8 protein-coding genes are annotated in these 9,960 nt (G+C 73.6%); 4 read left to right on the top strand and 4 right to left on the bottom strand.

Translation table 11 applies throughout. The features are described from left to right. Positions 1 to 8 precede the first annotated feature (8 nt). The gene (locus tag BUE44_RS32310) at positions 9 to 1,946 is read right to left on the bottom strand and encodes a putative Ig domain-containing protein (protein WP_107415916.1); all 1,938 of its coding nucleotides are present in this window, start codon (positions 1,944 to 1,946) and stop codon (positions 9 to 11) included. 402 nt (positions 1,947 to 2,348) lie between these two features. Here BUE44_RS32310 and BUE44_RS32305 point away from each other — a divergent pair, with 402 nt between their 5' ends. The 3 genes from BUE44_RS32305 to BUE44_RS32295 all read left to right on the top strand — a co-directional run bounded on the left by BUE44_RS32305 (position 2,349) and on the right by BUE44_RS32295 (position 6,321). After that, complete coding sequence (locus BUE44_RS32305) at positions 2,349 to 3,164, top strand: TrmB family transcriptional regulator (protein WP_073502575.1); 816 nt, start codon at positions 2,349 to 2,351, stop codon at positions 3,162 to 3,164. 96 nt (positions 3,165 to 3,260) lie between these two features. Beyond that, positions 3,261 to 4,148 carry a DMT family transporter gene (locus BUE44_RS32300; RefSeq protein ID WP_073502574.1) on the top strand — a complete coding sequence of 296 codons (888 nt, stop codon included), beginning with the start codon at positions 3,261 to 3,263 and terminating at the stop codon, positions 4,146 to 4,148. A 145-nt stretch (positions 4,149 to 4,293) separates the two neighbouring features. Next, complete coding sequence (locus tag BUE44_RS32295) at positions 4,294 to 6,321, top strand: ATP-binding protein (RefSeq protein WP_073502573.1); 2,028 nt, start codon at positions 4,294 to 4,296, stop codon at positions 6,319 to 6,321. Here BUE44_RS32295 and BUE44_RS32290 read toward each other — a convergent pair. Continuing rightward, a complete protein-coding gene (locus BUE44_RS32290) occupies positions 6,318 to 7,109 on the bottom strand; it encodes an enoyl-CoA hydratase/isomerase family protein (RefSeq protein WP_073502572.1) in 792 nt (263 codons plus the stop codon). The two genes, BUE44_RS32295 and BUE44_RS32290, sit on opposite strands and share 4 nt — an antisense overlap. 228 nt (positions 7,110 to 7,337) lie before the next feature. Here BUE44_RS32290 and BUE44_RS32285 point away from each other — a divergent pair, with 228 nt between their 5' ends. Beyond that, a complete protein-coding gene (locus tag BUE44_RS32285) occupies positions 7,338 to 7,823 on the top strand; it encodes an ATP-binding protein (protein ID WP_235002684.1) in 486 nt (161 codons plus the stop codon). 7 nt (positions 7,824 to 7,830) lie between these two features. Here the strand turns inward: BUE44_RS32285 and idi are convergent, their stop codons facing one another. After that, positions 7,831 to 8,442, bottom strand: coding sequence for an isopentenyl-diphosphate Delta-isomerase (gene idi / locus BUE44_RS32280; RefSeq protein WP_073502571.1), 612 nt, complete (start codon positions 8,440 to 8,442; stop codon positions 7,831 to 7,833). Between the two features lie 113 nt (positions 8,443 to 8,555). Then, positions 8,556 to 9,491 carry a cation diffusion facilitator family transporter gene (locus BUE44_RS32275; RefSeq protein ID WP_073502570.1) on the bottom strand — a complete coding sequence of 312 codons (936 nt, stop codon included), beginning with the start codon at positions 9,489 to 9,491 and terminating at the stop codon, positions 8,556 to 8,558. Positions 9,492 to 9,960: the final 469 nt, after the last annotated feature.

The following is a 9,960-nucleotide window of genomic DNA, read 5'->3' as shown; positions in this document are numbered from 1 at the left end:
CGCCGGTGTCAGCTGACGTTGACGGCGGTGTCGTCGATCAGGAACGAGGTCTGCAGCGAGGCGTCCTCGGTGCCGGTGAACTTCAGGACGACGGTCTTGCCGATGTACGGGGTGAGGCTGACCGTCCGCTGGACGTAGCCGGTGCCCTTGTTGAGGTTGGAGTACGAGGCCACGGTGGTGGTGCCGGCCGCGACGGTGAGCTTGTCGTAGGCGGTCGTGGTGGTGGTCTCGTCGGAGGTGACGTAGAGGTAGAAGGTGAGGTTGGCGCTGGTGCAGGTGGCCGGGATGGTCACGGACTGCGACAGCGTGTCGGTGTGGGTGGCGCCGTAGCCGTCGAGCCACGCCTTGTAGGAGCCGGAGTGGGCCGGGGCGCCGGTGCTGTTGTCGATGACGCCCGAGGAAGCAGTCCAGCCGGTGGCGCCGCTCTCGAAGCCGGGGTTGGCGAGCAGCTGGCCGGCGGTGCAGCCGCCGCCGCCGCTGGTGGTGACGGTCCAGGTGAAGGACGCGGAACCGGTGGCGTTGGTGGAGTCCTTGGCGCTGACGGTGACGCTGGAGCTGCCCGCGGTGGTCGGGGTGCCGGAGATCAGGCCGGAGGAGGCGTTGATGCTCAGGCCCGCGGGCAGGCCGGACGCGGAGTACGTCAGGGTCTGGCCCGACGCGGAGTCGGTGGCGTGGACCTGCAGGCTGACGGCGGTGCCGACCTGGGTGGACTGGTTGCCGGGGCTGGTGACCGTGACGGTGTTGCCGGTCGAGCCGCCGTTGGTGAAGGCGGCCGTGCCGTTCGGGGTGCCGAGGCCGGTCGGGCCGTCGTATCCCGCCTTGGCGGTGCACAGGTAGCTGCTGCCGCAGGAGCCGTTGGTGCCGGTGGTCACGTCGTTGAGCGCGCTGGTGTGCGCGTACGGGTAGGACGCCGGGGTGCTGCCCGCGGCCGGGGTGCCGGCCAGCGCGTAGACCGAGGCGATGATCGGCGACGAGGCGCTGGTGCCGCCGTAGACCTGCCAGCCCGAGGCCTGGTAGCTGTCGTAGACGGCCAGGCCGGTGGCCGGGTCGGCGACCGCGGAGACGTCGGCGACGGTGCGCTTGGTGCAGCCGGTGTCGGTCTGCCAGCTGGGCTTGGCGTCGTAGGCCGAGCAGCCGGAGCCCGCACCGTCACCGGTGGTCGAGCCCCAGACCTTCTCGGTCCAGCCGCGCGTGGTGCCGCTGGACCGGGACAGCGAGGTGCCGCCGACCGCCGTGACGTAGCGCGAGGAGGCCGGGTACTCGGCGCCGTAGCCGCTGTCGCCGGAGCTGACGGTGATGGCCACACCGGGGTGGTTGAAGTACTGCGTGTCCGAGGTGGTGTCGCTGGAGTCCTCGGAGCCGCCGTAGCTGTTGGACACGTACTTCGCGCCCAGGGAGACGGCCTCGTTCACCGCGGTGCCCAGGTCGGCCATGCTCGCCGAGGTGGCCTCGACCAGCAGGATGTGGCACTGCGGGCACACGGCGCTGACCATGTCCAGGTCGAGCGAGATCTCGCCCGCCCAGCCGGAGTCGGCCGTCGGGTAGCTGGTGCCACCGGTCTGGTTGACCTTCTTGAAGCAGCCGTTGGACGTGGTGCAGGCCGGCAGGCCGTACTGGCTGCGGTACGTGCCCAGGTCGGCCTCGGCGCTCGGGTCGTCCTGCGCGTCGACGATCGCCACGGTGGCGCCGGCGCCGGCCGAGGACGGCAGGGCGTAGGCGCTCTGGAGGTCGGTGGGGCCGTAGCCGGACGGGGTGGCGGCGGGGGAGATGCCGAGGCTGTGCATGACGTCGGTGCGCGCCAGTGCCAGGCAGGACATGGCGCCCGGGGTGGCCGGCGCCGCGCACAGGTGCGCGGTGTGCTGGGCGCTGGAGACGGTGCCGGTGGCGCCGGTGGCCGCGGTTCCTGTGGGGGTGCCGGCGACGGACGGGGACGCGGCGGCGACCATGCCGCCGGTGACCAGGGCGCCGGTCGCGAGGACCGCGACGGCGGCGCGGCGGACGGCACGTCTGATCCGGCCGGGACTTGTCAGCTGCAATGAACTGCCCTCCTGGGGGGGATCTGCTCCCGAGGGCGTCCGCGGATGATCATTCCTGTCAAGGTCATGACAATAGATCATGGAGCGGTATCGCCTGGGACTTCGTGTGGCGCACGTTCACTGGTGATCACGTTGACGATTGTTGTCAACTTCCGCTCACTGCCACCACGTTCAGTGGTGGCCGAGGTTGAAGGTAGTGAAACCAATGCCAAGGGACTACCGGGCAATGGCAAAGGCTTCCCCTCGAATCCCCGGCAGAGGGCAACCTGATCGCTTCCCCGCAGTGATCGGCGCCGTATACGTTGTGGCGCCATGGACACCGAGGAAGAACCCGTCAACGACCTTGTCGCGCTCGGCCTGGCGCGCTACGAGGCGCGGGTCTACCTCGCCCTCGTGCGCCGCGAGTCGTATACGGCCGCCGAGGTCGCCCGCGCCGCCGACGTACCGCGGCAGCGGGTCTACGACGTGCTGGACGCGCTCGTACGCCGCCGGCTGGCGGTCGCCCACCCCGGGCGGGTGGCGACCTTCTCGGCGATCGGCCCCGAACTGGCCGTCGCCCGGCTGATGGCGCTCCAGCGCGAGCAGCTCGAACGCCTCGACCGGGTCTCCACCGCGCTGACCGCCGCCCTCGTCCCGGTCTGGGCGGACGGCCGCAACCACACTGTGCCGCTGGACTACGTCGAGATCCTGCGCGACCCCAAGTCCATCGCCGAGGCCTTCACCGACATCCAGGCCCATGCCTCGCACGAACTGCTCAGTTTCTGCAAACCGCCCTTCGTCGCCCCCGCGGCCAACACGCCGGGCATCAAGGTCGCCCGCCGGCTGCACCGCTCCGGCGGCACCGTACGCGCCATCTACACCCACGAGGCGCTCGACGACGCGGACGTGCTGGAGAACGTGCGGCGCTTCGGCGCGGCGGGGGAGGAGTGCCGCTTCACCGCGGACCTGCCGCTCAAGCTGGTGGTCGCCGACGCCCGCCTGGTGCTGTGCGACATGCCCGACCCGGTCGCGGGCACCGGCACCACCACCGCGCTCTACATCGAGCACCCGGCGCTCGCGGCGTGCCTGCGGCTGGCCTTCCTGACCGTCTGGGACAGCGCGCAGACGGTGCCCGGCACGCATCCGTGACGGGGTTGTGACGGGGTGGGCGGCCGGTGGCCCGAGGGCGGCGGCGCGGCCCCGCGCGGACCGGTGACAGCGGTGCCCGCGGGCTAGAGTGGGCGGGTGGCCGTGTTCCTGCTCGGACTGAGTGCCGCGTGCTGCCTCGGCTTCGGGTTCGTGCTGCAGCAGCGGGCCGCCACCCGTGCCCCCCTCGCGGACTTCCTGTCCTTCCGGCTGCTGCTCGACCTGATCCACATGCCCGACTGGCTGCTCGGCGTCGCCCTGATGGTCTGCGGCCAGGTGCTCGGCGCGGTCGCCCTCGCGTACGGCGAGGTGTCGCTGGTCGAACCCCTCACCGCGACGAACCTGCTCTTCGCGATGGTGCTGTCCCGGCGGCTGACCGGCCAGCCGCTGGGCTGGAACGGCTGGACCGGCGTCGCCCTGCTGGCACTCGGCGTGACCGCCTTCATCGTGGCCGGCCGCCCGGCAGGCGGCGGCGCGCCGGCCGGCGCCCTGCGGCACTGGCTGGTCTTCGGCATCGTGGCGGGCCTCGCGCTGCTGCTCACCCTCAAGGCCCGCCGCCTCCCCAGATCCGGCGAGGCCGCCCTCCTCGGCCTGGCCGCCGGCCTCCTCTACGGCCTGCAGGACTCGCTCACCCGGGTCTGCGGCCAGATCGTCCAGGACGACGGCCTCGGCGTGCTCGCCGTGTCCTGGCAGCCGTACGCCGTCGGCGTCCTCGGCCTGACCGGCATGCTCCTGGTGCAGAGCGCCTTCGAGATGGCCCCGCTGCGCATGTCCCTGCCCTCGCTGACCGCCGCCCAGCCGATCGCCGGCATCGTCTGCGGCGTCGGCTTCCTCGGCGACCGGCTCCGCTTCACCGCCGGCGCACTCGCCGTGGAGGCGGCGGGCCTCGCGTCGATCGTCGCCGGCGTGGTCCTGCTGGGCAGCCACCCCGCGATGCCCGCCGGCGTCGCCGAGGAGGAGCCGGTCGGCGCCGCCCGACTGCGCTGACCCACCCGGCGCCGCGGCACGGAGCCCGGCGGCTCCCACCGACGTCCCACGGTTCCTCCGCACGCGAAGCTCCGGTGGGCGGCCGCGGGTGTGGAGTTTCGCAACAGCACACCGCAGGGGGTGGCGGAGGGGGGACGCTGGGGGCGTGAAGGGACACATTCCGCGGGAGACGACGAGCTTCGTGGGCCGGGAGCGGGAGCTGGCGCGGCTGGGCGGCATGCTCGCGACCGCCCGGCTGGTCACGGTGACCGGGGCCGGCGGGGTGGGGAAGACCCGGCTGGCCGTGCGGGCCGCGGGCCGGGTGGCGGGGCTCTTCCCCGACGGCGTCTGGTGGGCCGACCTGGCGACGCTGACCGGACCCGAGCTGCTGGTCGCGACGGTCAGCGACGCCGTCGACCTCGCGGACCACTCGCCGCGGGCGCCGCTGCAGGCGCTGAGTGAATTCGTCGCCGACAAGCGGCTGCTGCTGGTGCTGGACTCGTGCGAGCACCTGGTGGAGGAGTGCGCGCACCTGGTGGGGGACCTGCTCACCGCGGCTCCGGGCGTCACGGTGCTGGCGACGAGCCGCAGACCGCTGCTCGCCGGCGACCAGGACCCGCTGGTCCTCGACCCGCTGCCCGCGGACGGGCCGGACGCGCTGGCCCTGCTCGCGGACCGGGTGGCGGAGCGCGGCGGAGGGCACGCGATGGCAGAACCGGGCGCGGGCGCGGCCGCCGCGGCACTCTGCCGGCGCCTCGAAGGCATCCCGCTGGCGATCGAGCTCGCCGCCGGGCAGGTCGGCCCGGCGAGCGTCGCCGAGGTCTCTGCGCACCTCGGCTCCCGCTTCGACGCGCTCACCCGTTCCGACTTCGTCTGGCCGCACCGGCACCGGGCGATGCGTACGGCGGTGGGCTGGAGCCACGAGCTGTGCGCACCGCTGGAGCGGCTGCTGTGGGCGCGGCTGAGCGTCTTCCGCGGAGCCTTCTCCGCCGAGTCGGCCGCCGACGTCACCGGCGGCGGCCCGCTGCGCTCCGAGGACGTACCGCGGCTGCTGGACGGCCTGGTCGGCCAGTCCGTGGTGCGCCGGGACGGCGGGCAGTACCGGATGCTCGACACCATCAGGGAGTACGGCGACGAGTGGCTGGGCGAGCTGGGGGAGCGCGACGCCCTCGCGGACCGGCACGCCGCCCACTTCGTACGGCTGGCGCGCGAGGCGGAGGCCGACTGGCCCGGCACCCGGCAGATCCGCGCCTACCGCGACGTCGAGCGGGTGCACGCCGACCTGCGGGCCGCCCTGGACCGGCTGCTGGCCACGGACCCGGCCCGCGCCGCCGACACCGCGGGGCGCCTGGTGTTCTTCTGGACCTGCTCGGGCCACGTGAAGGAGGCCCGCTCGTACCTGGAGCGGGCGCTCGGGGCCTGCCCGGAACCGGGCGAGTGCCGTACGAGGGCGCTGACCGCGCTCGGTGTCGCGGTCACCCTCCAGGGCGACTACCCGCTCGCGACCCGGCTCGGCGACGAGGCCATGGCGGCCGCGCGGGCCGACGGCGACAAGGACGCGCAACTGGCCGCCGCCTACATGGCGGGACTGCTGGACCTGCTCGCGGGCCGGCCCGGCCGGGCCGTCGCCACCGTGGACGCCGCGCTGGCCGCGGCGCCCGGCTTCGTCTTCGACTCGGGGGCGCTGCTGCGCTGCCACCTGGTCCGGGTGTTCGGGATGACCGCGCTCGGCGACCTGGACCGGGCGAGCCGCACGGCCTACGAACTGCGGGAGCACTGCGTGCTCATGGACGAGGTGTGGACCCGCTCCTACCTGGACTACCAGCTCGCGCTCATCGCACTGGGCCGGTCGGCCGCAGGCGACGCGGTGCGGCACGCGCGCATGATGCTCAATGCCAAGCGCGCCCTCGGCGACTCCTTCGGCCTGGCCCTCGGCCTCGACGTGCTCGCCGCCGCTCTCGCCGCGGACGGCAGGCCGGAGGCGGCGGCGATCGCGTACGGCACCAGCGGCACCCTGTGGCGCGGTGTCGGCCACGCCCAGCGCGGCACCCCGGAGCTGAAGGCGGTGCGCGAGCGGTGCGAAGCCGCGGTGCGCTCGGCACTCGGCGACGACGGGTACGACCGTGCCTACCGGCGCGGCGCGGCCACCGCCTCGCCCGGCGCGATCGCCGCGCTGGCCGGGGACAGCCCCTAGGCGGCGCCGTCCGGCGGGGAGGTGCCGTCCGGGGTCCAGGTGAAGCGCGGGGGGCGGCGGGTGAGGAAGGCGGTCGCGCCCTCCAGCGGGTCGGGGCTGGCGGCGGCCTGTGCGGACCAGTAGGGCTCGCGGCCCGGAGCGGGAGGGTCGGCGGTGAAGTCCTTGGCCGCGTGCTGGGTCAGCCGGGAGCGGGTGGCGAGCAGGGCGGCGTAGTCGCGGACCCGGGCGGCGAGGGCGCCGGGCGGCCACACCTCGTCGACCAGGCCGGTGCGCAGCGCCCGCTCGTGGTCGATCAGCTCGGCCGAGAAGAGCAGGTGCTTCGCCGTGGCCGGGCCGGTCAGCCGGACCAGCCGCCGGGTGGAGGACGCCGGGTAGACGATGCCGAGCCGGGCCGGAGTCACCCCGAAGGTCGCGCTCTCGGCTGCGAAGCGCAGGTCGCAGGCCACCGCGAGCTGGCAGCCGCCGCCGACGCAGTGGCCGCGTACGGCGGCGAGCGTCGGCTTGGGGAAGGAAGCCAGCGCCTCCTCGGCCGCGACCGCGGCCTCCTGCGCGGCGCGCAGCCCGGCCGCGTCGGTGAAGCCGCTGATGTCGGCGCCCGCGCAGAAGGTGTCGCCGGCCCCGGTCAGCACCAGCACCCGCACCGCGGGATCCGCGGCGAGCGGCGCCAGCAGCCCGGGCAGCGCCGCCCACATGGCGGGTGTCATGGCGTTGCGGCGGGCCGGGTTGGCGATCGTGACGGTCGCGGTGCCGTCCGCTACGGCGGCCGTCAGTCCCGGCGGCACGGTCATGGCGACTCCTCGGGCAGGACGGGCGCCTGGACGGCACGAATGCGGCAGCGGGCGATCGGAAGCGGTCGCCGCGGCGACATTACCGGTCGTCACCGGTCGCGAAACGCTGAAAGGTGCGGACTTACGGTTTCCGGCCTGCCCCGGCCCCGGCTTTGCGGACACTCGATCCGATGAGGCGGAATCCACCGGGAGTCCGGCGGGGCCTGCGGGGACACGTACGCGAAGGCGATGGTGGGTGCGGTCATGGAGGTCCGCGGGAGCGTCCCGCACGATCAGGCTCCGGCGCCGGGACCGTACGAGGGTGTCTGGCGCTTCACGGCCCCCGCCGTGGACTCCTCGGTCCCGCAGGTGCGGCACGGGGTGCGCGCCCTGGTCGCCGACCTGGCGGTGCCGGTCGACGACGACATCCTCTACGGGCTGCTGGTGATCGTCTCCGAGCTGGTCACCAACGCCGTCAGGCACGCGGCGGTGCTGTCACCGGAACTGGGCGTCGAGGTCGCCGTCGGCCAGGACTGGATCCGGGTCGCCGTCGAGGACCAGCACCCCTACCGCCCCAAGGCGCTGGAGGCCGACCACGGCAGGACCGGCGGACGCGGGCTGCTGCTGGTCAAGACGATCACCACCGAGGCGGGCGGCAGCTGCGACGTCGCGCAGACCTCGACCGGCGGCAAGGTGATCTGGGCCGCCCTGCCGCTGCAACCGCCCGCCCGCTGACCGGCGGCTACCAGCCGGCCCGGCCCCCGGTCACCTCGCGCACCGCGGGCAGCGCCGCGTCGAGCACCGAGCCGAACCACGCGGAGAAGACGCCCTCGGCCCGCAGCTTCGCCAGCTCGGCCGGACCCGCGAAGGCGGTGTCCTCGATCTCCGCGGGGTCCGGGGCCAGCGGGCCGCTGACCAGGCCCACGTAGAGGTGGTTGAACTCCTGCTCCACCAGGCCCGAGGCGGGGTCCGGGTGGTTGTAGCGCACGGTCCCCGCCTCGCGCATCAGCGCGGGTGCGACGCCCAGTTCCTCGGCGGTGCGCCGGGCGGCGGCGACGAAGGGCTGCTCGCCCGGATAGGGGTGCCCGCAGCAGGTGTTGGACCACACGCCGGGCGAATGGTATTTGCCCAGTGCCCTGCGCTGCAGCAGCAGCCGGCCCTCGTCGTCGAAGAGGAAGACCGAGAAGGCCCGGTGCAGCCGGCCGGGCGCCTGGTGCGCCGACAGCTTCTCCGCTGTGCCGGTCGTCACACCGTTCTCATCGACCAGTTCGAGCATGATCGGCTCATCGGTCCCGCCCGGCGGCGTGGCTGCGACGGCGGAGCCGGGTCGGGCGGTGGCAGGACTGCTGGGCATAACCATCCTTCGCGTTCGACGGCAAGTCCTCAGTCTGCCTCACGCGAAGTGCCAGCGGCCGCGGACACCGTATTCGCGCGCACAGCCGTACGGCCACTGGCACAGCCGTACGGTCAGTGGCACAGCCGGGCCTCGTGCTCCGCGTGCCCGACCGGCTCCAGCTGGAAGGTGCAGTGCTCGACGTCGAAGTGCGCGCCGAGGCAGCCCTGCAGGTCGTGCAGCATCTTCTCGTAGCCCACCTCGTCGAGGATCTCCTGGCTGACCACCACGTGCGCGGACAGCACCGGCATCCCCGAGGTGATCGTCCAGGCGTGCAGGTCGTGCAGGCCCTCCACGCCCTTGAGCCCCTCGATGTGGAGCCGCACCGCCGCCATGTCCACGTCCTTGGGCGCCGCTTCGAGCAGCACGTCCACCGCCTCGCGCAGCAGCCGCCAGGTGCGCGGCACGATCAGCAGGCCGATCAGCAGCGACGCGACCGCGTCGGCCTGCTGCCAGCCGGTGGCCAGGAATACCGCGGCCGCCACCACGACCGCCAGCGAGCCCAGCGCGTCGGCCATCACCTCAAGGAAGGCGCCGCGCACGTTCAGGCTCTCCCGCTGCCCGCGCATCAGGACCAGCAGCGACACCGTGTTGGCGACCATGCCGACCAGGCCGAAGACGATGGTGGCGGCGCCGTCGAAGTGCTGCGGGGTGATCAGCCGGCTGATGCCCTCGGCGAAGATGAAGGCGCCGACGCCGAAGAGCAGCACCGCGTTGATCACCGCGGCCAGGATCTCGGCGCGCGCGTAGCCGAACGTCCGCTGGTCGCTCGCCGGGCGGCCCGCGATGTGGACGGCGAGCAGGGCCATGGCGATGCCCGCGGCGTCGGTCGCCATGTGCCCGGCGTCGGCGAGCAGCGCCAGCGAGTCGGTCAGCGCGCTGCCGACGACCTCGGTTGCCAGCACCAGCAGGGTGATGCCCAGCGCCACCAGCAGCCGGCCGCGGTGCGCGGCGGTCGCGGTGATGCCGCCGTGCGCGTGGCCGTGCCCGTGGCCGTGCCCTGCCCCCATCGGCGCGTCCCCTTCCCTTTTGCGCGGTGATGTGCCGTTCTGTGTTCGGGCCGCCGCCGGATGTCCCGGGCTCGGGCCTTCCGCCCGCGGTGGTCCAGGGTCACACCGGTCACCCGCTGTGGGCAAGCCGGTACTGGAGACCGTTGTCATGTGCGGTGACCTGCGGTGATGAGCCACGCGGGAAGCGTGCGGGAAGTCACCGCGAGGTCACTCGTACGGCGTAGGGGGGATGCTGGTTGTCGGGGCGGCGCCGATCACGCATGATGATCACACCGTGCGCACCAAGTCTGGTCGAATAGTCGGTGAACGACCGCTGTCGTTCATCCGATAGCCTCTGCCGTCGTGCCGGGCGGCACGGCTGCTCCGCCGCCGGCCGCCCACGGGCACGGTCTCCGCACGCTTCCAGGGAGTGGGTTCCTCTGCCGACCGCTATTCTCACCGGCCCGCCCGCTGCGGGGTCGCCGTCACC

The sequence above is a fragment of the Actinacidiphila paucisporea genome (genome assembly GCF_900142575.1).
Classification (GTDB): Bacteria; Actinomycetota; Actinomycetes; order Streptomycetales; family Streptomycetaceae; genus Actinacidiphila; species Actinacidiphila paucisporea.
The sequence above is the reverse complement of the archived record's forward strand: the minus strand, read 5'-3'. Positions and strand labels throughout refer to the sequence as shown.

Excerpts from the sequence above, each read along its gene's own strand:
- BUE44_RS32275 (WP_073502570.1), bottom strand. The coding sequence starts at position 9,491 with ATGGGGGCAGGGCACGGCCACGGGCACGGCCACGCGCACGGCGGCATC.
- BUE44_RS32305 (WP_073502575.1), top strand. The coding sequence starts at position 2,349 with ATGGACACCGAGGAAGAACCCGTCAACGACCTTGTCGCGCTCGGCCTG.
- BUE44_RS32290 (WP_073502572.1), bottom strand. The coding sequence starts at position 7,109 with ATGACCGTGCCGCCGGGACTGACGGCCGCCGTAGCGGACGGCACCGCG.
- idi (WP_073502571.1), bottom strand. The coding sequence starts at position 8,442 with ATGCCCAGCAGTCCTGCCACCGCCCGACCCGGCTCCGCCGTCGCAGCC.
- BUE44_RS32310 (WP_107415916.1), bottom strand. The coding sequence starts at position 1,946 with ATGGTCGCCGCCGCGTCCCCGTCCGTCGCCGGCACCCCCACAGGAACC.
- BUE44_RS32285 (WP_235002684.1), top strand. The coding sequence starts at position 7,338 with ATGGTGGGTGCGGTCATGGAGGTCCGCGGGAGCGTCCCGCACGATCAG.